Annotated in this window: 19 protein-coding genes; 14 read left to right on the forward strand and 5 right to left on the reverse strand. The window is 32.5% G+C overall.

Going from position 1 to position 22,000, the window contains the following annotated elements:
- Positions 1–203 precede the first annotated feature (203 nt).
- The 12 genes from K5V07_RS11680 to K5V07_RS11735 all read left to right on the forward strand — a co-directional run bounded on the left by K5V07_RS11680 (position 204) and on the right by K5V07_RS11735 (position 10,767).
- On the forward strand, positions 204–1,685 hold the full coding sequence (locus K5V07_RS11680) for a WG repeat-containing protein (protein WP_221917612.1): 1,482 nt from the start codon (positions 204–206) through the stop codon (positions 1,683–1,685).
- An 892-nt stretch (positions 1,686–2,577) separates the two neighbouring features.
- On the forward strand, positions 2,578–3,204 hold the full coding sequence (locus K5V07_RS11685; protein WP_221917613.1) for a hypothetical protein: 627 nt from the start codon (positions 2,578–2,580) through the stop codon (positions 3,202–3,204).
- A gap of 191 nt (positions 3,205–3,395) precedes the next feature.
- Positions 3,396–4,190 (forward strand): hypothetical protein, encoded by a 795-nt coding sequence (locus K5V07_RS11690; protein ID WP_221917614.1) that lies wholly within the window; start codon positions 3,396–3,398, stop codon positions 4,188–4,190.
- Between the two features lie 84 nt (positions 4,191–4,274).
- Positions 4,275–4,781, forward strand: coding sequence for a GNAT family N-acetyltransferase (locus K5V07_RS11695; RefSeq protein WP_255577962.1), 507 nt, complete (start codon positions 4,275–4,277; stop codon positions 4,779–4,781).
- A gap of 263 nt (positions 4,782–5,044) precedes the next feature.
- Positions 5,045–5,230 (forward strand): hypothetical protein, encoded by a 186-nt coding sequence (locus K5V07_RS11700; protein WP_221917616.1) that lies wholly within the window; start codon positions 5,045–5,047, stop codon positions 5,228–5,230.
- A 359-nt stretch (positions 5,231–5,589) separates the two neighbouring features.
- Positions 5,590–5,838 carry a hypothetical protein gene (locus tag K5V07_RS11705; RefSeq protein ID WP_221917617.1) on the forward strand — a complete coding sequence of 83 codons (249 nt, stop codon included), beginning with the start codon at positions 5,590–5,592 and terminating at the stop codon, positions 5,836–5,838.
- A 123-nt stretch (positions 5,839–5,961) separates the two neighbouring features.
- Positions 5,962–6,684, forward strand: a complete 723-nt coding sequence (locus tag K5V07_RS11710; protein WP_221917618.1) for a hypothetical protein — start codon at positions 5,962–5,964, stop codon at positions 6,682–6,684.
- A gap of 336 nt (positions 6,685–7,020) precedes the next feature.
- Positions 7,021–7,713, forward strand: a complete 693-nt coding sequence (locus tag K5V07_RS11715) for a DUF1003 domain-containing protein (RefSeq protein ID WP_221917619.1) — start codon at positions 7,021–7,023, stop codon at positions 7,711–7,713.
- 184 nt (positions 7,714–7,897) lie between these two features.
- Positions 7,898–8,614 (forward strand): DUF3667 domain-containing protein, encoded by a 717-nt coding sequence (locus K5V07_RS11720; RefSeq protein ID WP_221917620.1) that lies wholly within the window; start codon positions 7,898–7,900, stop codon positions 8,612–8,614.
- A gap of 188 nt (positions 8,615–8,802) precedes the next feature.
- Positions 8,803–9,372 carry a hypothetical protein gene (locus K5V07_RS11725; RefSeq protein ID WP_221917621.1) on the forward strand — a complete coding sequence of 190 codons (570 nt, stop codon included), beginning with the start codon at positions 8,803–8,805 and terminating at the stop codon, positions 9,370–9,372.
- A gap of 61 nt (positions 9,373–9,433) precedes the next feature.
- The gene (locus tag K5V07_RS11730) at positions 9,434–9,757 is read left to right on the forward strand and encodes a hypothetical protein (RefSeq protein ID WP_221917622.1); all 324 of its coding nucleotides are present in this window, start codon (positions 9,434–9,436) and stop codon (positions 9,755–9,757) included.
- A gap of 149 nt (positions 9,758–9,906) precedes the next feature.
- Complete coding sequence (locus tag K5V07_RS11735; RefSeq protein ID WP_221917623.1) at positions 9,907–10,767, forward strand: NAD(P)-dependent oxidoreductase; 861 nt, start codon at positions 9,907–9,909, stop codon at positions 10,765–10,767.
- A gap of 93 nt (positions 10,768–10,860) precedes the next feature.
- Here K5V07_RS11735 and K5V07_RS11740 read toward each other — a convergent pair whose 3' ends face one another.
- Positions 10,861–11,088 carry a CDGSH iron-sulfur domain-containing protein gene (locus K5V07_RS11740; protein WP_144889096.1) on the reverse strand — a complete coding sequence of 76 codons (228 nt, stop codon included), beginning with the start codon at positions 11,086–11,088 and terminating at the stop codon, positions 10,861–10,863.
- Positions 11,089–11,399: 311 nt separating this feature from the next.
- On the opposite strand from K5V07_RS11740, the gene K5V07_RS11745 reads away from it, so the two are divergent.
- Complete coding sequence (locus K5V07_RS11745) at positions 11,400–12,452, forward strand: glycosyltransferase family 9 protein (protein WP_221917624.1); 1,053 nt, start codon at positions 11,400–11,402, stop codon at positions 12,450–12,452.
- 539 nt (positions 12,453–12,991) lie between these two features.
- On the forward strand, positions 12,992–13,501 hold the full coding sequence (locus K5V07_RS11750) for a pyridoxamine 5'-phosphate oxidase family protein (RefSeq protein ID WP_221917625.1): 510 nt from the start codon (positions 12,992–12,994) through the stop codon (positions 13,499–13,501).
- A 64-nt stretch (positions 13,502–13,565) separates the two neighbouring features.
- Here the strand turns inward: K5V07_RS11750 and K5V07_RS11755 are convergent, their stop codons facing one another.
- From K5V07_RS11755 to K5V07_RS11770, 4 genes are all read right to left on the reverse strand, one after another.
- Positions 13,566–15,029 (reverse strand): peptidoglycan endopeptidase, encoded by a 1,464-nt coding sequence (locus K5V07_RS11755; RefSeq protein ID WP_221917626.1) that lies wholly within the window; start codon positions 15,027–15,029, stop codon positions 13,566–13,568.
- 450 nt (positions 15,030–15,479) lie between these two features.
- Entirely contained in the window at positions 15,480–17,747 is a 2,268-nt protein-coding gene (locus tag K5V07_RS11760) for an aconitate hydratase (protein ID WP_221917627.1), read from the reverse strand.
- A gap of 121 nt (positions 17,748–17,868) precedes the next feature.
- Positions 17,869–20,640 (reverse strand): bifunctional aconitate hydratase 2/2-methylisocitrate dehydratase, encoded by a 2,772-nt coding sequence (locus K5V07_RS11765; protein ID WP_221917628.1) that lies wholly within the window; start codon positions 20,638–20,640, stop codon positions 17,869–17,871.
- A gap of 325 nt (positions 20,641–20,965) precedes the next feature.
- A complete protein-coding gene (locus K5V07_RS11770; RefSeq protein ID WP_144889102.1) occupies positions 20,966–21,919 on the reverse strand; it encodes a MoxR family ATPase in 954 nt (317 codons plus the stop codon).
- Between the last annotated feature and the right edge of the window lie 81 nt (positions 21,920–22,000).

Raw genomic sequence — 22,000 nt, forward strand, 5'->3', positions numbered from 1 at the left:
ACTGAAATTGATTTTCTGCATAAAAAATAACCAATACAAATGATAACTTAATTTAAAACGCAATCAAACACTATGTAATATTTTTTTGAAAAAACGAAACGCAACAATTAATTTAAAATAAAAAAAAACGTAACACCTAGAATTATTTAACAACGATGAAGAATACCTTGAAATTTATGTTAATCTGCACAACAACGCTTTTAATGTGCAATAAAACAACTGCTCAAAACAATTACATTGAAATTAACAAAAAACTTAAAAAAGTAAATCCTGCAGTAATTAGTAAAATACAAAGTGAAGGCTACACCACTAATTATGATTATTACATCAACAATTATTTGATGGTTAATAAAAATGATTATCAAAGTTTTAGCGACACTTTAGGTAACGTTGTTAATTTACCTCTGAAAAATAGCGCTGTTTTTTACCCAACCAAAAAAGGAATCATTTTTACTTCAGATGCAAGTAAAAATATACATTCTCACTCCGACAGATTGTACAATATTCAATCCTTTACTGTAAAAGGCGAAGAAAAGAAAATTCAAATAAATGATTTGAGTTCTTATTTTTTTTCTCGTAGAGTAAGCCAAACTGTTAGACAATATTTTACAGATTATGGAGATTATATTACCATACACAAAGCGGTGGATAATGTAATTTTCGAAGGATTGTTGCAAGACGATGGAAAATTAGTTTTACCAGCAGAATACCAATCTATTGATCATATTGGAAAGAATTTTTTTTCGCTCAAGAAAGACGGGTTTTATTACATTTATGATGCTGTTAAAAAAACAATTAATCCCACAAAATTTGAGGAAATTCAAATTTACGAAATTGATTTTCAAAACTATTTTTATGGTAAAAATGTTGCCAAGAAAGACAATAAATACGGCCTGTATGACTTCGCTTTAAATAAATGGACTATTCCAAATGTGTACGACAAATTGGAACAAGTAATTGAATCCTTTGGCGTAGATCAAAGAACTCCAAAAGCAAGACACATAAAAGTAATGTACACAGACTTGTATTATGCAGAAAAAGATAAAAAAAAGGGAGCTATTAATCAGCAAAATCAAGTGATTGTACCCCTTTTATATACAAATCTTAGCTACTCAAAAGATGGTCGTAGTCCAAATTATTTTACAGTTTACAACGACATCAATCAATACAATTATTATGATTTAACATCGAAAAAAGAACTCTTTAAAAATTTTTACAGTGAATTGAATTTTGATGATAAAAAAAGAGATGTTGTTCTAGGAAAAGCAGATAAATATTGGAAAATGTTTAATTCAATTACCGATGAAGTTTATTTAGATGAAACGGAAAAAATGGTAAATATTCAGTTCGGAAATTTTGGGCCTTGCTTTTATATAGAATTTGAAGATGGCACGAAAGGACTTGGTTCGCGTGAAGCTAAAAAAATCATAGTTAGTAAAGAAAGGGATATCTACAAAGTCAATGATTGCAATAGTTACTACACAGTCAGCACGGCAACATATAAAAATTATATCATTGATAGCAGTGGAAACATAATCGTTCCTCCTCTTAAACAATTCAATGGAGCTGTTAAATTGCTAAAAGGCCATTTTGTTGTTTACAATTATAATAAACCTGACAAAATATTAATGGTATTTAATATGAAAGGCGAGGAAGTTGATAAAAAAGAATTTTTATCCAAATAAAATCAGCTTCAAAAGCCTTTTGGCAGGATTGCGAATTTTGAGGTACATACTTGTTTTTATTTGATCAGAAGTATTTTTCTTATATCGAAAATAATCAGTTTCAAAGTTCGCAACCTAGCCAATCATGGAAAGGTTGATGGCAATATTTCCCCGCTAGCGCGAGCGTCCCGCTAGTGATGGTCTTAACGGATTACTATGATTTTAGTTTGTGATAGTCATCCGTTTTTTTTAAAATATTAAGAAATTAATTGTGTTCATGATCGTAGTGCTCGCGCCACAAGAAGAATTTAGAATAAGCAGAAGATAATTTTATGTTGTTTGAGTATGAAACAAATAGTAGCATTTGGATTTTTAAATAGTATAATACAAACTGTATTTTATTCCTTCCTCCTTGCATTAGTTTATTTAACGATAACGCCAAATCAAAAACTAATTATAGGAACTATATTTCCATTTATTGTACTTGCTTTTTTTATCATTGTGTTAATTCAGAACGTGTTAACTTCAATATTCAATAGCAAAAAATTTACTTGGATATTTTTCGTCTTATCGATAGGATTATTCTCTTTACCGATTTTTAATCCGCTAAGAATATTGCTTTCGGTATTTTTCTGTTTACTAATCGTTTTGATTTTATTAATTCCGAGGTTTCTAAAGAAGAATTTGAGAACAATTGAAATGGAAAATGGAAAATTGTGAAGAAAAAATTAGAAGCGTAAAAGTTGGATTTTGCGTCCCGCTCGTGATGGGTGAATGAATTAATAGGATTTTAGTTTGTGCCAGTCATCAAATTTTGTGATTTAACAGCCTTCATGAGCGAGACGCTCGCGGCAGATGAGTAAACGCTGGCAACAACTTTAGAGAAAACATAAAATAATTTTATAAATAAAAAATGAAGGTTAAAAAAATAATACTGCTTATTACCATTAATGTAAGTTTCAGTTTGTACGCTCAATTTACAACAAAAGAAGAAACAAAAATTGAAATTTTAAAATCGAAATTAGTTGATAACGTAAGTGTTTTTGGAATAAGACAACTAAAAGTAACTAGTGATGATTTAAGAAAAGTCATGATTAAAACCAAAATTGAATCTAAAATAGATAACAAGACAAAGTTAAGTGCATTTTCACTTTTAGACACTAAAAATAAAATTCGGTATAGACTTGCTGACTATAAAGGATATGCTGGAATAATTGGATATCCAGAATTAATACCATTTAGAAAAGATAAAATCTATAAAGAAAATGGTGAAGAAATTAATGGCTATCTGTTACCTCCTTATGATCCTTCTGAAAAAGATTATTTCAACCTTTTCGATATTGAAGGTTATAAAAACTTTGAAATGAAAATAAATTTTGGGACAACAGAAAAACCAAAATTGAGCACATTATATTTTGGAGAAACTACCTATAAAAAATTTACAGCAGAATTGTTTTTTGCAATTTTAGTAGTTAACAAAGATTCGGATTATGAATTATACTATAAAGATGAAAAAGTAAGCGACATACAATTTGAGTAAAACTATTCTGCCTTCAGCTTCTGCAACAGATTTGGGCAATTGACAGAATTGAAAGTTGGTTTTGTATTTGGAAGTTTAGTGATAACCGAAAAACAAATCTTAACTCAGTGCTAAACCCTTGATAGCAAACAAAATTCACATACATATCACTCGAAAAAACGAAAAATAAAATTAACTAAAAAAATAAAATTATGACCCCGAAACAACTTGTAAAACTTAGCAACGCAATTGGAATCACAGCGATACTTCTATTAGTTTATTGGGTTTTTACATTTATTATAATTCAAGTTTTTGGATTAAAAGTTTTTAGAGAAAATATGACAGAAACGTTTTATCTGAGCGTTTTGGGTATTCTTGCTTTAATGGTTGGCTCACTAATTATAAACGTAATGTTCAATCTAACAAGAATTGCAGAAACGAAAAATAATGATGACACTAATACAAAATCGAATAAAAAAACATATTTAATTCTTTTTATAATTTTTCCAATAATTGGAATGATATTATTTGGTGGCGATTATTTAACATCCAACAAAAAAGAAAAAATGCTGATCAAATCGGCAAAATCAATTTTAGAGAAAAACGAAAAGAATAGTTCAAAAATAGTCAATTATGAATTTTCAGAAGAATATATAAATGAAACTAGTACTATTTTAGAAATCTATTCAGAAACAGATAAGAATTTTCCAAGTGTAAATTTATTAGTTAAGGATAGTATAAATGGTTCACCTGTTTATTTAGGATTTAACCAAAGTAATTATGAAAAGTTAAACGACACTATTGAACCGAATAAAAAAGAATATCTGTACAAAACAACTCAAGAAGAAAGAGAATATTTAGACAAAGTATTTAGTGGTAAAAGTGAAGAATTGAGATATAGCAATCACGATGGTGACTATGAATTATTTTATCCCTACAAAAAAGGCAAAAAAATAATTGTTTTATATTTTTCAGAACATGTAAGATATGGAAAATTAGGAAGTTAAAAAACACGATCTAGTTACGAAAAATTAACAGTAATTGAAAACGAGTAGCATAGTAAACAAACAAAATAACACAAATAAAATATAGTGGAGTATTTTAACCAAGAAACAGAACGAGTAATATTAAGAAAGTTAACAATGTCTGACGTTGAAAAATGGACTGGCTTTTTTGTAGATAATCAAATGTTAAAGTATGTTGGTATTGACATGTCAAAATCACCTAGTACGCTAGCAACTGACTGGATATCCAAACAATTAGAGCGCTACGAAAATCAAGGACTTGGGCATCTTGCAGCTATTGAGAAAAATTCGGGGGAGTTTATTGGGGTAAGTGGAATTATACCACGTGAAGTTGATGGCAAAGCACAAATGGAAATATCGTATTCCTTAAAACAAGAGTTTTGGGGAAAAGGATTTGCTACAGAAATCTCAACACAGTTAAAAAAATTTGGACTTGAAAATAACATTTCAAATCATTTTGTTTCAATAATAGACAAAGGAAACACAGCTTCTATAAACGTAGCTATAAAGAACGGGATGAAGATTTTATCCGAAACTAAATATTTAGGAATGGATGTTTTTATTCTTGGATAAAAAGTAAAAATCAACCACCGCAAACTCACACTCTAGTATGAGCTTCTCGCTCATAATGGGTATTAAAGTTTAAAACGATTTTAGTTTCCACCAGTATTTAGTTTTTTTTGAAATATTGAGTTCGTATTTGTGTTCACGAGCGGGACCCTCGCTTTAGCTGGAGTATTAAATTAAATCGTAATTAAAATAGTTTGTTTTGAAATACTTTAATAAATTATTTAAAACATTAAAATTAGAGATATAAAATTTAAAAAAATAAACAGATGAGTAGGAAGAATATTTTTGGAATAATTGTTAGTGTAATCGGATTAGCGATGATGGGTTTTGAAATGGGAAAAAACTCAAAAAATGGTGAGAGTAATGCGCTTTTACATTTTGGAGGTTTAATTATTGTTTTCGTAGGAGTTTTTATTGTTAGTTTTAATAAAAAAAAAATCGATAAACAATAATTCCCCTGCGAGTGGGAGAAGTTTCGTTCCGTTCACTAAGCTGGCGCGAGCTTCTCGTTCTCAGGCCAAAAACAAAGATGCATTAAAGCTAACAGCAAATTAAAAACTGATAATTTCAAACCAAAATAGTTATGACAAATTGGACGCAAAAAATGCAAGAAATTTTAAACGATAAAACTGAAAATTATACTTCCCAAGAGAAGGTTACTGTTAATTTTGAGTATTTAAAAAACTTACTAATCAAAATTGAAGACAACCATATACCTGATAGCGAATTACTTTGCTCAAAAACAGAATAGGTTATTAATGGTATCCAACCTAAGACAGCGAATCAAAAAATTCAGTATAAAACAAAAAATTTGAATGACATTACTAATTTACAAACCTTTGTAAAAGAAAACTACAATTATATCCCAAAAGGTAAATTCAAAAAAAGTTATACCAGTCAGGGTATGGTATTAGGAATGTCAATCGGGATAGCTATTGGTGCTGCATTAGGAAAAATAGCACTAGGTTTACCAGTAGGTATGGTCTTTGGAATCGCTGTTGGGCAGTTAATCGGTAATAATTTAGATCGAAAAGCTGAAATCGAAAATAGAGTGTTGTAAAAAATAAAGTAGTTCCCTCGATTAGATGGAGCTAATCACGTACTTTTAAAAAAATATGTAGGTTTTGTAACGCTACTACATAAAAAAAGTAACATTATAAAACACACCTAAATCCCAAAAAAAATGAAAAAAATAGTTTTCCTTTTACTACTTATTGTTTCATCAAAGGGCTTTTCGCAAAACCTAGAGTTATTTGGAAAAGTCGAATCTTACGGCTTACCAGAAACAGGTAAAATTTATTGGACGATAGAAGGAAAGCAATTTGATCCTAAAAAATTTATACCTTTTGGAAAGGATAGAGCGTTCCGTTTTAAAATAGCCATTGCCGAAATCAAGAAACTAAACAGTCCCGTTTTGGTCTTTGCAACTGACATAACGCAAGAAACAACTAATCCAAACAGTTGCGTACAGCGCATCAAGGTATTAGAAATTGTAAATGCTTCGGAGTTTGAAAATTTAAAAAACATAGCCCTTAACACTGATTTAGTGTTAAATCTAAATTGTGAAGCCGGTGTTTACTACGATGCTAGAATGGAACAATTAGAGCAGTTTGTAGGGTCTTATACGCTAACTACTGCTGATAATTTTCGCACCATTAGATTGGGTAATGATTTAAAACGATACAATGGCTATCTCTCGAAACAGACAAAAGATTATATGACCACAGAAGTTGGAAGTTGGAACTATGATAAAGAACAAAAAATACTTTCTTTTTACGTATTCAGACAAATGAACGAACAGTACGGCTTAGTCTTGAGCATGCATAACGAATACAATTTTACGGTAAAACAAAGCGAAGGTCCGATGTTGTTTGAGTCAGAAATAGGAGTCTTAAAAAAGAGATAATCACTTATAATAGACCAAGCTTCTGTACAAGTTTTTGTTTAAAAAAAAGATATGATTTTATCCATAAGAACCTCAATATAGCAATGATAAAACGTGCTTTATTGAATAGACAGCGCGCTTTGTAAGGCTTACCGTTCTATTTTTTATTAGATTCAAAAGCAAACTATAAGATTAGAATACATTACGGTTTTGTAATTTAGAACGACTATATTTACGGTATACATGCAGCGTTTTTAAAGCATATTGGCTATGATAATAAGTTTTGAAAAGTGCTTCTGAAATTAATTCTTTAGCAAAAGAACAAAGTTAGATAGTATTAAAAAACATAAAACCTAAATGAAAACAAGCCACATCAGTAAAAAAGAAATTCAAAAGGGTGAAGAGGTAAAATGTTGGGATATAAGAGAAGGAATTTTCAATTTAATCAAATCAACCTTTCCCGACTTAAAACAAGACGATTATATTACTATTGACGAATTGAATCAATACAGACGTCTTTATTTAACCTCCTTAATCATTCTGGAAAAAGGAGAAATTGCGGCCATTGATCAAGATGTAATGGAGGCCATAAAAAACAACTCCATTCTTTCTGAAAATATTCAAGATGAAATAGAGGCTGAACTCACTTTCGGACAAAAACTTGCTGATAATGTTGCTTCATTTGGTGGTAGTTGGATGTTTATCATCACTTTTTTTTCTTTCATCTTAATTTGGATGATCATTAATATTTGGTTTTTAACCACAAAACCATTTGACCCATTCCCCTTTATATTGCTTAACCTTAATCTTTCTTGTTTAGCAGCTATCCAAGCTCCTATTATTATGATGAGCCAAAACCGACAGGAACAAAAAGACAGACAGAGAAGCGAACATGATTATAAAATCAATTTAAAAGCCGAACTTGAAATAAAACTTTTAAGTGAAAAAATTGACCATTTGTTAGCCCATCAAAACAAAAAACTACTTGAAATTCAAGAAATCCAAACAGACTATCTAGAAGATTTAATGAAAGAACTCAAAAAGAAATAAAATTAAATACCACAGCATAAATTTCAAATGACCAGCTAGTACCTAAAAACAAAACATATTCATAATGATACTTGTTCTTATTTTGTAGTTAAAATCAATTATATTTACGATTAAATTCACTTACCTTTTGAACCAACCGAGATAGCTATTAACCTACAGGCAGAATAATTAAGAATCTATAAACATGAATTGTAACAATTGTAATCAAGAATTAACCTCAAAGTATTGTCCAGAGTGCGGACAGCCAGCTGAGCTAAAAAGAATTAACGGACACTACATAATTCATGAAATAGAACATGTTTTACATTTTGAACGGGGCATTTTATTTACCGTTAAAGAGTTACTAGTTAATCCTGGGAAAAACATCAGAGATTATTTCACACAAAACAGAACCCGACTTGTGAAACCAGTGATATTTATAATTGTCACTTCTCTAATTTACACCATTCTAATTAACTTTTTCAACCTTGAGGATGGATATGTAAAATACCAAGGAGCTCAGAATGATACAACAAGCATAATTGTAAAATGGTTGCAAGGACATTATGGATATGCAAACATATTAATGGGAGTATTAATAGCAATATGGTTGAAAATATTTTTTAAAAAGTCCAGCTATAACTTCTACGAAATCTTGATAATGCTATGTTTTGTTTTGGGAATGGCAATGCTGATATTTTCAGTTTTTGTAATCATTGAAGGTGTAACACATTTCAAAATTATGACATTTGCAGGTGCCGTAGGTATATTGTATAGTTCTTGGGCAGTAGGACATTTTTTTAATAAAGGCAAAGTTATGAGCTATATTAAGGCATTGGGTGCGTACCTATTAGGTATGATATTTTTTTGGGTAATACCTGTCATAATAGGAATTTTAATTGATTTGGTGAACAAAAACTAAAAAAGCAACTTAAAAAATTTACAATTAGTTCTAGCGAATAAAATAGTATCATACTTACAAAACACAATCCAAATCGTTTATAAAGAGAAAAACGGTTCACACATATTTTATAAAATAGATTAACCAAGCCAACCATCATGATTCTATTTTTAAAAAAATTATTTCAAACAAAAAAGAAATCTCCCCAGATGAGTACCAGCATTTTACAGTCGATATTACAAAAATCTAAGGACAACAAAGAAATAATTGCCATCTGGCAATACAATTCTGACAAAGGTTCCCTTGTAGGCTACATCACTGAAATTAATGAAGATTATATTGGGTTTAGACATTACACCCGTTTTGGTAAACCAGATGGAATTATTTTTATAAAAGTAGAAAATATTAAAAATGTTGACTTTAATGATGATTACATCAAGGTGATGGAATGCCTCATCCAATATTCTGATATTATTGACAAGCCATCCAACTTTGCTATTCACTTGAATCAATCCGAAAACTGGCAGTTTAGTGCTATTTTACAATTGTATAACAATCAGGATCAAATGGCGAGTTTTGAAATCAACGGAAATGAGTTTTTCACTGGTTTTGTTAAAGACCTTTCTGACCAAGATTTTATTCTGAATTGTGTAGCAAAAAACGGAGAAGATCTAGGAACCTCGCTCTTTAAAATAGAGGATATTACTGAGGTAAGAGTAAATGATATTGATGATAGAAGAAGATTGTTATTGTACAATTGGCGTAAAGCTACTCTGTAATTCATTCTTAAAAACTAAAATCATAACGCCAAATTGCATAACACTACTCAATTAAAATATAATGAAACACGCTGAATTTACTATTGAAAACAACACCATAGAATTTTCGAACACTATTCTTGGAGTTGAAAAAGTGCTTTTAAACGGTAAAAAAGTTTCAAGTAAATTTTCTTTCTCAGGTGAAAATCATCCCATAAAACTTCAAGGCCGGAATCTAGTTTTAAAAGTGAGATACGTACCAGGAAATATGAAAATGCAATTGATGGAAAATGATCTATTGCTTGAAGAACAATCTGCTAAAATTAGTATCAAACAGAGGATTCTTTGGTCTGTGATTGGAGTTGGAATCGGTTTTTTATTGGTGAGACTTATGAGTTATTTATAAATATAAAATCAAAACTCCTCAGTCCCAAATGTGCTATCGGTAAGATGATTTATTTACAAAAATTAAACCGTACTTTAGTGTTGTTTTCCTTTTGCAAGTATGCATTTAAAACCAAAAAGAAAACAAATCATTTTTTGAACTAGAAAATTATGAAAAATATACAATTAGGATGGGTCGGTCTGGGCAACATGGGTAACCCAATGGTGCTTAACCTACTTAAAGCGGGTTTTAATGTATCCGTTTTTAATAGAACCAAAGAAAAAGAAACTCCATTACTGGCTGCGGGAGCAAAATCAGCAGACAGTTTACAAGATTTAATGGAAACTTGCGATATAGTTTTGACCATGTTATCTAATGACGCAGCAGTAAAAGAAGTTTTGGAAGGTCCGAGTGGTTTATTATCAAAAGGTAATTCTGGAAAAACCATTATCAATATGAGCACCGTTTCTCCTGAAACCTCTCGCTATTTAAATACCATTTGCAACCAACACCTAGTAGCATTTATAGACGCGCCCGTTTCGGGAAGTGTAAAACCAGCGCAAGATGGCACACTTGTAATTTTGGTGGGTGCTACTCTAGAAAATTTCGAAAAAGTAAAACCGATATTTGATGTTTTGGGTAAAATTGCCATTCATGTAGGCGAACCTGGCGTAGCAAGTTCGGCTAAATTAGCTATCAATTATTTACTTGGCCTCAACTTACAAGGTATTGCGGAGACCGTATTATTTGCCGAGAAAAATGGCGTACGTAAAGAAAACATGCTTAACATTATCAATCAAGGCGCTTGTGGTAACGGCATCACAAATATCAAAACTCCTTCTATTTTAAGCGATTCCTATCCAGCAGCATTTGCGTTGAAACACTTGGTTAAAGATTTAGGCTTGGCCAAAGCAGCGGGATTAGATTCACCACTCATTCATCCTTTGTATGATAGTTACGCTGCAGCCGAAAAAGAAGGATTGGGCGATCAAGATGTAATGGCGATTATTAGTAGTTTGAAAAGTAAATAGGGTTTTATAATTCTATTAAATACCCACAAAAACAAGAAAAGCTACACCCAGTAAGATGTAGCTTTTCTTGTTTACTCGAATCAGAAAACGATATTACTTTGTTTTCATCGGTGGCAAGTCAAACGCAGCAGGCTCATGCTCAAAACTATTGCGGTGTGCACCATCACAAAAAGGTTTGTTGGCAGATAAACCACAACGGCAAAGCCCTAATGCGGTTCTTCCTTCTAATCCGTATGTTTTTCCTTCACAGTCTGTAATTTCAAAATCACCTTCTATTTTTATAGAACCATTCTTATTGATTGTTAATTTAGTCTTGCTCATATTGCTGTATTTTTTTTTAGAAATCAAAGATTGCAAAATATTTTAGAACCTGTTCAAGATAGAGTAGTATTTTATTATTGAATAGGGTTATTTACATTAATTCTATTTTGTTGTACTTCATGAAAAGTGTTTTTATTCAGCAAGAACAATCAATTTCAATCAGAGAAAAACAACAAAAAACTCACAGTCTATTAAGCATTTTAAAGTTTTGAACCAATTCCAAATAATACTTTTTTTACTCAAAAAAACAATGTAAACAAGTAAATTGTACATTTGTCCAAAATAGAACAGTATAACATTTCATATATAACATGAGCCTTCTAACAAAAATCAATGTGCTGCGCCGAGCTATAACTCGTGGACTTACAAAAAATATTGGTAACTCAGCTAGCAACTTCGCAATAGATCCTTCTCAAAAAATAACAATTAAAAAAGTTTTAATTTCTAGACCCAATCACAGGCTTGGTAACTTACTACTTATTACTCCGCTTGTTCAGGATGTCACCAACACTTTTCCAGATTGTAAGATAGATTTGTTTGTAAAAGGTGGCTTGGCGCCAATTGTTTTTCAAAACTATGACAACATCAATAATATCATAGAATTACCCAAAAAGCCTTTTAAAGATCTTGTTGCTTATTTTAAAGTATGGGTAAAAATCAAAAGTGAAAAATATGATATTGTAATAAATGTGGATAAAAACTCCTCTTCTGGTAGGTTATCAGCACAATTTGCAAATGCGAAATATAAATTTTTTGGAGAAGAAGACGAAATACTCCGAATGAAATACCCTGATTACGATCATATTGCAAAGTTTCCTATCTATGAATTCCGAAGTTTTCTAACTAAATTAGGTTTCCCCGAGAATCATGCAGCTTTGCCTCCATTAGACATCAAACTGACAGCAGCGGAATTGCTACAAGGTAAGAATGCTGTTGATGCTTTAGTACCAAATGACAAAGAAACCATTTGTATTTTTACCTATGCTACGGCTGACAAATGCTACTCTACAACGTGGTGGGAAGAATTTTATGCTAGTCTAAAAGTAGAATTTTCTGATTACAATATCTTAGAAATTTTACCCGTTGAAAATGTGTCACAAATCAATTTTAAGGCAACTTCATTTTACAGCAAAGATGTGAGAGAAATAGCTGCTGTAGTTGCAAATACAAAACTTTTTATAGGAGCTGATAGTGGCATTATGCATTTAGCAAGCGCCGGTTTAACTCCTACAGTAGGTTTGTTTTCAAGGCCAAACATTGATATCTACAAGCCTTATCACAACAAAAGCATAGGAATCAACACAAACATAGGTACCACAAAAGACTGGATTGAAACAATAAATAACGTATTGCTTAAACAATAATTAATCACATCCTATTTATAAAAATATCCTTAGAGGTAGAAATATTGAAACCGTACAATGATTAAAATACTTAACCTAGTTGTACCAACTTAAGAACAAATTTCTACTACCCATCCTATTTGCATTGCTTTGTATGGCAACAATTTCGTCGTAAAATCCAGAAACTTTAACTCTGATGTTAGATTATATGACAGTTTCAGTTAAAGATCTGGATCGATTATTTGATGTTTACAAAATGTATTGAAGCTATCAGAAATCACAATCCTGACCAAGCGTATTAAGGAGTTTTCTTGGTATATAAAACCCTAATTCTGAAGCTTTAATCAATAATGATCAGTTTACTAAACAGCTTCCAATAAGACCTTCCAAGAATACTTAAAAAGAGTACGGTTCCCGCAGATGGAATAAAACAATTCCACATTTAGGATACGTGAAAAATGAAACTTTTACTCTGAATTGTATAATCCTTTTTACTGTTTTATATCCCAACTTTGTAAAAGAATTTACAGAGTCTAACAGTCTAAATAAAACTTAGGATTATGAGTGATCAAGCAAATGAATATACAATAGAAGGAATAGATAAACTTAAAAGCCTAGTTGCAGAAATTAACACCTGTCTTTTTTGCACCAATCTCAAAACGAATGATGGAGCAACCACTAGACCAATGGGAGCGGTACACGTATGTGAGCAAGGAAACATTTGGTTCTTCAGCGAAAAAAATAGTGATAAAAACAAAGAAATTGAGCAAGATTCTAGTGTTCAATTATTTTTTGCACATCCCGGAAAAGGAAGTTACATGGTTGTTAATGGTGAAGCATCAATAATTACCAATCAAGAAAAAATCGAAGAACTTTGGTCTCCTGTTGTAAATATTTGGTTTAAAGAAGGTAAAAACGACCCGAATATTTCGCTTATCAAAGTAAAACCAAGCAGTGCTTATTTCTGGGACACTGACGGAAATAAAATGATTAATTTTCTAAAAATGGCGGCATCCGTTGTAACAGGAACAAATTATGTAAGTGGTAATGAAGGAGAAATTAAACTTTAAAACAAAAAAAACGCCCCAATTGTGGGACGTTTTGAATATAAATATTTTTAATTTTTAACGGGAATTATTGTAGCACTCTATTGATTTGGGAAAAGTTTTTTTCATAATACTTTTCCTTGGTTGAAGATATGATTACTCCGTTACTTGTTGATGAATGGATAAATTTTATTTCTCCCTCACAAACCTCAACAACCATTCCTACGTGATTAATCTGGCCTCTACCATTAGTTTTGAAAAAAATTAAGTCTCCTTTTTGAGCTTCATCTGTACTAATCTTAGTGCCCACCGCAGATTGTTCTCTAGAAGTTCGGGGTAGTTTTATGTCAAAAGAACCAAAAGTGGAACACATCAATCCAGAACAATCAAAGCCCTCTTTGCCGGTGCCTCCGCTTCGGTATCGAGTTCCTATATTTTCTGAGGCTCTAGAAATCAACTGGTCTAAAAAATCGTGATTAAATGATGGTTTAACGGAGGTATTAAAGTCAATTTTTTTACTTTCTATAGCAGCATCAGTTATTTTTATATCTCCAGCTGTTTCAAGTACAGTATTTGAAGTTATTGGTGAAATAATAGAAAGTTTATCCCCCACAAGAAGTCCGTTTTTTATTGTAGGATTTTGTTTCTCTAATTCTTGAACAGTGATACCATATTGTTTGGCTATAGCATACTTAGTTTCCTTAGGTAAAACCTCTCTTACTATAGATTGGGAACTAGAATTTAATGTTCCTGCAGCAGTATTAGGCTGAATAATTCTAGCTGAATTATCTGTTACTTTTTCTACTACGCTACTTGTAGCTGGTATTGTTTCCAAATTTTCATTTTTGGGACTTTCTGCAACAATTGTTTTACTAGTTTCTTCAAGAGGGATAGTTTGACTTTGTGATACAACCTCTGTGCCCGGGATTGTTATCATTTGACCCGCCCGCAATGCTTTTACGCCTATTTCAGGATTTGCTTTGTCAAATTCTTTGATTGTAATACCGTATTTTCGTGTGATAGAATACTTTGTCTCTTTTGGTAAAACTGCTCTTGTAAAAGTGCTTTTAACTTCATTTTGATCTTCGCTTTCACCACTTTCGGTGCGATTTACAACATCCGATTCTATTTTACTAGATAAAAATGCATTTTCAGGAATATTAATTTTTTGACCTATTCTTAATTCAGATTCTCCGAGAGTGGGATTCAATTCCTTAAGTACTTTAAATGCAATTCCGTATTGTTTTGCAATACCGTATAACGTTTCTTTGGCTTGTACTTCATGATCTTTTGTTTTTTGACTTAAGATCGAATTACTTTTGGATACACTTTTATTCTTAGATTCTTGCGGTATTACTAAAACTGAATTCAGTTTTAATAATTTTTTTGCACTTGGATTTAACTTTATAATTTCACTTTGCTTCACTTCATATTTATCAGCAATACTGGATACGGTTTCTCCTTTTACGATAGTATGTTTTATGACTCGCTCTTGCGAGAAAATAGCAATACTATTTAGAAAAAATAAAGCTGTTAGTAATCGTAAATTCATATTTATTTGTTTGCTGCTCTTTAAAAAACATACAGAGCGTGATTTGGTTCTTAGCTAATAGCTTAAAAAAATGATGTAAAAAAACTTTTCATTTCTAAACAATATAAAAATGCAATTACCCTAATCTCTTTGTCTGAAAGAGTTTTTCCAATCTAAATATTAGCGATTGGGATTAGTATTGCATTAAATTCAAAAATTTCTGAAAATGAATTAAATTTTTATTTAATTATTTCAAAAAAGCTAATTTAATTGATTTAATCAAAAAACACACCCTTTTTTAGAACTTTAACGTTGAAAAAATCCATTTTAACGAATTCTTTAGAAAAATTAAAGCAACTAGCCTACCTGATATTTATTACTATTCTTACTTTAGAAGTCAACTCAAGTAATTTATATCACAAAAAAAACTCTCAAAACAGCTTTGAGAGTTTTAAATGATGTAAAATCTGTTTATAAATTACTTGCTGCAGCAATTAAATTTAAAGCTGATCCTGCCTCAAACCAACCAATTTGACTTTCATTATAAGTATGATTTACAAGAATTCGATCACTGCTACCATCTGAGTGAACAAACTCTAGTGTGAGTGGTTTTGCAGGTGCAAATGATATTAAGTCAAGAAAATTAATGGTATCGTCTTCTTGAATTCTATCATAATCATTTTCATTAGCAAAAGTCAAAGCTAGCATACCTTGTTTTTTTAAATTCGTTTCATGTATGCGTGCAAACGATTTAACAAGTACGGCTTTCACCCCTAAAAATCGAGGTTCCATAGCCGCATGCTCTCTTGAAGATCCTTCACCATAATTGTGATCTCCCACAACTATTGACGGAATCCCAGCAGCTTTGTAAGCCCTTGCCACCGCAGGAACAGCGTCATATTCACGTGTTACTTGATTTTTTACGGCATTTGTTTTTTGATTAAACGCATTAACTGCACCAATTAACATATTGTTAGAAATGTTATCTAAATGGCCTCTAAAACGCAACCAAGGACCAGCCATAGATATGTGATCTGTGGTACACTTGCCAAATGCTTTTATCAATAACTTTGCTCCTGTAATATTTTTTCGATCCCAAGCTTCAAATGGAGCTAAAAGTTGCAGCCTATCAGACGTTTCACTAACTAAAATTTGAACTCCAGAACCATCTTCAGCTGGCACTTGAAATCCATTGTCTTCTACTGCAAAACCTTTTTGAGGCAATTCATCACCATAAGGAGCCGTTAATTTCACCTCTTCACCTTTATCATTAATCAAGGTATCTGTAATCGGATTAAAATCCAAACGTCCCGAAATAGCCAGAGCCGCAACCATTTCTGGGGAAGTTACAAAAGCATGCGTGTTGGGATTTCCATCAGCTCTTTTCGAAAAGTTTCGATTAAACGAATGTACAATGGTATTTTTTTCTTCTTTATCCGCTCCTGCTCTATCCCATTGCCCGATGCATGGACCGCATGCATTGGTAAATACTTTGGTTCCCATTTTTTCAAAAGTGGCAATAATTCCATCTCTTTCAATGGTATATCTAATTTGTTCCGATCCTGGATTGATTCCGAATTCAGCTTTCGGAGTAATCCCTAATTCCACTGCTTGGTTTACAATTGATGCAGCTCGTGCCATATCTTCATAAGATGAGTTGGTACAAGACCCTATCAAACCCCATTCTACTTTAATTGGCCAACCGTTTGCAGCAGCTTCTGCTTTCATTTGAGATACTGGTGTTCCTCTATCAGGCGTGAAAGGTCCATTAATATGTGGCTCTAATTCAGAAAGATTGATTTCAATTACTTGGTCGAAATACGTTTCAGGATCTGCATAAACCTCAGGATCTGCGGTTAAATATGCTGCTACATGGTCTGCCGCATCTACTACATCTTGTCTGCCCGTTGCTGCTAAATACCTACGCATGGATTCATCATAACCAAATGTAGACGTTGTTGCTCCTATCTCTGCACCCATGTTGCAAATAGTCCCTTTACCAGTACATGACATTGAAGTTGCTCCTTCTCCAAAATATTCAACAATAGCTCCTGTTCCACCTTTTACAGTAAGGATATCAGCTACTTTTAAAATAACGTCTTTTGGAGCAGTCCATCCAGATAACTTACCCGTTAATTTAACTCCAATTAATTTTGGAAATTTTAATTCCCAAGACATTCCAGACATCACATCAACAGCATCAGCACCACCAACACCAATGGCGAGCATTCCTAAACCACCCGCATTAACGGTATGTGAATCAGTCCCAATCATCAAACCTCCAGGAAAAGCATAATTTTCTAAAACGATTTGATGAATAATTCCTGAACCTGGTTTCCAGAACCCGATTCCATATTTATCAGAAACCGAAGAAAGGAAATCAAAAACTTCTTTGGATTGTGTATTGGCTACAGCCAAATCGGATTGAGCTCCGTTTTTTGCCAAAATTAGGTGATCACAATGAACTGTAGTGGGTACGGCTACCGTTTTTTTACCCGCATGCATAAATTGCAATAAGGCCATTTGTGCTGTAGCATCTTGACAAGCAACTCTATCTGGTGCAAAATCAACATAATCAACCCCACGAGTAAAAGCTTGGTTAAGCTTGCCTTCCCAAAGGTGATTGTACAAGATTTTCTCGCTTAATGTTAGTGGTCTACCTACAACTTTTCGTGCTGTATCAACACGATCTGCCATGTTGCTGTACACTCTTTTTATCATTTCTATATCAAAGGCCATAATTTCTATTTAAGTATTGTTGAACAATATTACAATTTACAAAAAATTAAGACAGCTATTACACAAAAAAAAGCTCGAGTACCTAAACCCGAGCTTTTTATAAAAATTTTAACGTATCTCTTTAAAATACAGATTGCTTATTTGAAGGTGCAAATTTGGTTAAATTAATTCCTTGAACTGCAATTTTATACTCTTCAATAGTTGGAGTTCTTCCTAATATTGTTGACAATACAACTACTGGTGTAGAAGAAAGTAGTGACTCTCCTTTTTTCTCAGCTGTATCTTCTACAACTCTACCTTGGAACAAACGAGTAGATGTTGCCATAACCGTATCTCCTTTTGAAGCTTTTTCTTGGTTACCCATACATAGATTACACCCTGGGCGCTCTAAATACAACATGTTTTCGTATTCAGTACGTGCAGCACCTTTTGGAGCATTATCGTCAAACTCGAAACCAGAATATTTTTGTAGAACTTCCCAATCACCTTCTGCTTTTAACTCATCTACGATGTTATAGGTTGGTGGCGCTACTACTAATGGTGCTTTAAATTCTACTTTACCATTTTGTGCTTCCACGTTTTTAAGCATTTGAGCTAATATTTTCATATCCCCTTTATGCACCATACAAGAACCTATGAATCCTAAATCTACTTTTTTATCCCCTCCGTAAAATGAAAGTGGACGAATGGTATCGTGAGTATATCTTTTAGAAACGTCTTTGTTGTTTACATCTGGATCAGCAATCATTGGTTCGTTAATCACATCCAAATCTACCTCCACTTCTGCATAATATTTAGCATTGGCATCTGGAGTTAAAGCTGGTTTATCACCTGATTTAATCTCAGCAATTCTCTTATTTGCTTTGTTGATTAATCCTTGAAGAACCTGCGTTTTGTTATCCATTCCTTTATCAATCATGATCTGGATTCTTCCTTTTGCAATTTCCAAAGATTCCACTAAAGTATCATCTTCCGAAATACAAATCGAAGCTTTGGCTTTCATTTCAGCAGTCCAATCTGTAAATGTAAAGGCTTGATCGGCTGTAAGCGTTCCTAAATGCACTTCAATAATTCTTCCTTGGAAAACATTTTCTCCTCCAAATTTTTGTAACATTTGCGCTTGAGTAGCGTGAACTACATCACGGAAATCCATGTAACTAGCCATTTGACCTTTGAAAGTTACCTTTACAGATTCAGGTATAGGCATAGAAGCTTCTCCTGTTGCAAGAGCTAAAGCAACTGTTCCAGAATCGGCACCGAATGCTACTCCTTTTGACATACGAGTATGTGAATCACCACCAATAATAATTGCCCAATCGTCAATTACAATATCATTAAGAACCTTATGAATTACGTCTGTCATTGCATGGTATTGACCTTTAGGATCACGAGCGGTAATCAAACCAAAATCGTTCATGAATTTCATTAATTTTGGAATGTTGGCTTGCGCTTTTTTATCCCAAACTGAAGCAGTATGACAACCCGATTGGTAAGCACCATCAACTATTGGAGAAATCACTGTTGCTGCCATAGACTCTAATTCTTGAGCCGTCATTAATCCCGTTGTATCTTGAGAACCAACGATATTAACTTCTACACGAACATCAGAACCCGCGTGTAATGCTTTTTTAGAAATTGTTCCTACAGCATTTCTATTGAAGATTTTTTCAACAGCAGTAAGTCCTTGTCCTTCTATTGAAACTTCTTTTGAAGGCGCATAAACTAGAGGCGCTTCAATTCCTAAAGTTTTTGCTGCAAAAGTTTGAATTTTTTTACCGAAAACAATCGCATAAGAACCACCAGCTTTGATGAATTCCATTTTCTGAGGCGTGAAAGCTTTAGAAATGTCAATTAATTCTTGGTCTCCGTTATATAATTTTTTTGATTTTGTATTAATAGTAAGAACCGTTCCTGTTGCTACAGAATAGGTTTCTTCTAAAACTGGATCACCACTTTCATTACGAACAACTTCTCCGTTTGCATCTGTCTTTTTTACCCAGTTTTTCAAATCTAAACCAATTCCACCCGTTACATCAACTGTAGTTAGGAAAATTGGAGAAATTCCGTTTGTTCCCGCAACGATTGGCATAAAGTTTACGAATGGCACGTATGGACTTGCTTGTTTTCCTGTCCAAAGCGCCACGTTATTTACACCTGACATACGAGATGAACCTACACCCATTGTACCTCTTTCTGCAATTAGCATTACAGATTTGTCTGGATGTTGTGCTTGCAAGGCTTTGATTTCATCTTGTGCTTGAGGCGTAATCATACATTTACCGTGCAATTCACGATCTGAACGTGAGTGTGCTTGGTTACCTGGTGACAATAAATCTGTAGAAATATCTCCTTCACCTGCTATAAACGTTACTACTTTTATTTCTTCAGCTACTTCTGGAAGTTTTGTGAAAAATTCTGCTTGAGCATAACTTTCTAAAATTTCTCTAGCTACTTCATTATTACTTTCAAATGCAGCTTTTAAACGATCCATATCGGCATCGTAAAGATATACTTGAGTTTTAAGAACTTTAGCAGCTTCTTTGGCAATTGCTACATCATTTCCCAAAGCTAAATCTAGTAACACTTCAATTGAAGGACCACCTTTCATGTGCGATAATAATTCAAAAGCAAAAGCAGGAGTAATTTCATTTACTACTTCTTCACCAAGAATAATTTCCTTTAAAAATTTTGCTTTTTCAGTAGCAGCACTTGTAGTTCCTGGTAAGGTATTGTAGATAAAAAACTTAAGAGAATCTTCTCTATTTGGGTTATTTGTATCTTTAATTTGTGCTACGATTTCGATTAGCAATTCTGCTGAATCGATTGGTTTTGGGTGAAGACCTTGACCTTTACGCTCTTCAATCTCATTAATGTAATCGTTATAAGTACTCATAAGTGTGATATATTACTGTTCTATAATGCTAAAAATTTATTGCAAATAGAGACATAAGAATTAAATGTTATTTAGTTTAGCAAATTTAAGAATTAAAGCTGAGATTTAAAAAAATTTAATATAAGTCCCGTTTTTAAAAATTATTATTGCTAAAACCATATAAAAAACCACATCCAATGCAGATAATTCAAAATTTTAATAAAATTTTATTTATTTGGTATTTAAAAAAGCCATTTTTAGCAATCCGTGAATTTAGACCAAAATAAAAAAAGGTTCTTTGCTGCTTTTACAACAAAGAACCTTTCTAAATAAGCTAACTACAACGTTATAATAGCTTTTCGATAATCATTTCTTCAGTTATTCCCTCGGCATCTGCTTTGTAATTTTTAATGATTCGGTGTCTCAAAATTCCGGTTGCCACGGCTTGAACATCTTCTATGTCTGGAGAAAATTTTCCATTAAAAGCCGCATTGGCTTTGGCAGCCAAAATTAAATTTTGAGAGGCTCTAGGTCCTGCTCCCCAATCTAAATAATTTTTCACAAATTCATTTGACAAAGAATTATCTGGACGCGTTTTACTCACCAAGCGCACCGCGTATTCTATAACATTATCCGCAACAGGAATTCTGCGAATCAATTCTTGAAAATCAATGATCTCTTGTGCTGTAAATAACGAATTTACAACTACTTTCTCATTTGAAGTAGTTTGCTTTACCACTTGTACTTCCTCTTCAAAACTTGGATATTCAAGTTTTATAGCAAACATAAAACGATCCAGTTGCGCTTCGGGTAAAGGATAGGTTCCTTCTTGCTCAATTGGGTTTTGAGTTGCCAATACAAAATAGGGTAAATTCAATTTATAATTGTTTCCAGCAATAGTAACAGATCTTTCTTGCATAGCCTCAAGCAAAGCTGCTTGCGTTTTGGGAGGCGTTCTATTGATTTCATCAGCCAAAACTATATTCGAAAAAATAGGTCCTTTTATGAATTTGAATTGTCTGCTTTCATCTAAAATTTCACTTCCTAAAATATCCGATGGCATTAAATCTGGTGTAAACTGTATTCTTTTAAACTCTAAACCTAAAGCTTGCGCCAAAGTGTTTACCATAAGTGTTTTTGCTAATCCAGGAACACCCACCAATAAAGCGTGTCCACCTGAAAAAATACAAAGTAATATTTGATCGACAACAGCATCTTGTCCTACAATAATTTTTGCGATTTCTTTTTTTAGTTCATTTCGTTTTTGAACCAAATTATGTATTGCTGCAACATCTGACATGTATATATTTTTTAAATTAAAAAAGAGCTAGTTTATGCAAGCATAAAACTAACTCTTTTTATTTATTTACAGAAATTTTTT

The organism is Flavobacterium sp. CHNK8 (assembly GCF_019774515.1).
GTDB lineage: Bacteria > Bacteroidota > Bacteroidia > Flavobacteriales > Flavobacteriaceae > Flavobacterium > Flavobacterium tiangeerense.

Coding starts and splice junctions, on each gene's coding strand:
- K5V07_RS11680 (WP_221917612.1), top strand. CDS start 204: ATGTGCAATAAAACAACTGCTCAAAACAATTACATTGAAATTAACAAA.
- K5V07_RS11685 (WP_221917613.1), top strand. CDS start 2,578: ATGAAGGTTAAAAAAATAATACTGCTTATTACCATTAATGTAAGTTTC.
- K5V07_RS11690 (WP_221917614.1), top strand. CDS start 3,396: ATGACCCCGAAACAACTTGTAAAACTTAGCAACGCAATTGGAATCACA.
- K5V07_RS11700 (WP_221917616.1), top strand. CDS start 5,045: ATGAGTAGGAAGAATATTTTTGGAATAATTGTTAGTGTAATCGGATTA.
- K5V07_RS11710 (WP_221917618.1), top strand. CDS start 5,962: ATGAAAAAAATAGTTTTCCTTTTACTACTTATTGTTTCATCAAAGGGC.
- K5V07_RS11715 (WP_221917619.1), top strand. CDS start 7,021: ATGAAAACAAGCCACATCAGTAAAAAAGAAATTCAAAAGGGTGAAGAG.
- K5V07_RS11720 (WP_221917620.1), top strand. CDS start 7,898: ATGAATTGTAACAATTGTAATCAAGAATTAACCTCAAAGTATTGTCCA.
- K5V07_RS11725 (WP_221917621.1), top strand. CDS start 8,803: ATGAGTACCAGCATTTTACAGTCGATATTACAAAAATCTAAGGACAAC.
- K5V07_RS11730 (WP_221917622.1), top strand. CDS start 9,434: ATGAAACACGCTGAATTTACTATTGAAAACAACACCATAGAATTTTCG.
- K5V07_RS11735 (WP_221917623.1), top strand. CDS start 9,907: ATGAAAAATATACAATTAGGATGGGTCGGTCTGGGCAACATGGGTAAC.
- K5V07_RS11740 (WP_144889096.1), bottom strand. CDS start 11,088: ATGAGCAAGACTAAATTAACAATCAATAAGAATGGTTCTATAAAAATA.
- K5V07_RS11745 (WP_221917624.1), top strand. CDS start 11,400: ATGAGCCTTCTAACAAAAATCAATGTGCTGCGCCGAGCTATAACTCGT.
- K5V07_RS11750 (WP_221917625.1), top strand. CDS start 12,992: ATGAGTGATCAAGCAAATGAATATACAATAGAAGGAATAGATAAACTT.
- K5V07_RS11755 (WP_221917626.1), bottom strand. CDS start 15,029: ATGAATTTACGATTACTAACAGCTTTATTTTTTCTAAATAGTATTGCT.
- K5V07_RS11760 (WP_221917627.1), bottom strand. CDS start 17,747: ATGGCCTTTGATATAGAAATGATAAAAAGAGTGTACAGCAACATGGCA.
- K5V07_RS11765 (WP_221917628.1), bottom strand. CDS start 20,640: ATGAGTACTTATAACGATTACATTAATGAGATTGAAGAGCGTAAAGGT.
- K5V07_RS11770 (WP_144889102.1), bottom strand. CDS start 21,919: ATGTCAGATGTTGCAGCAATACATAATTTGGTTCAAAAACGAAATGAA.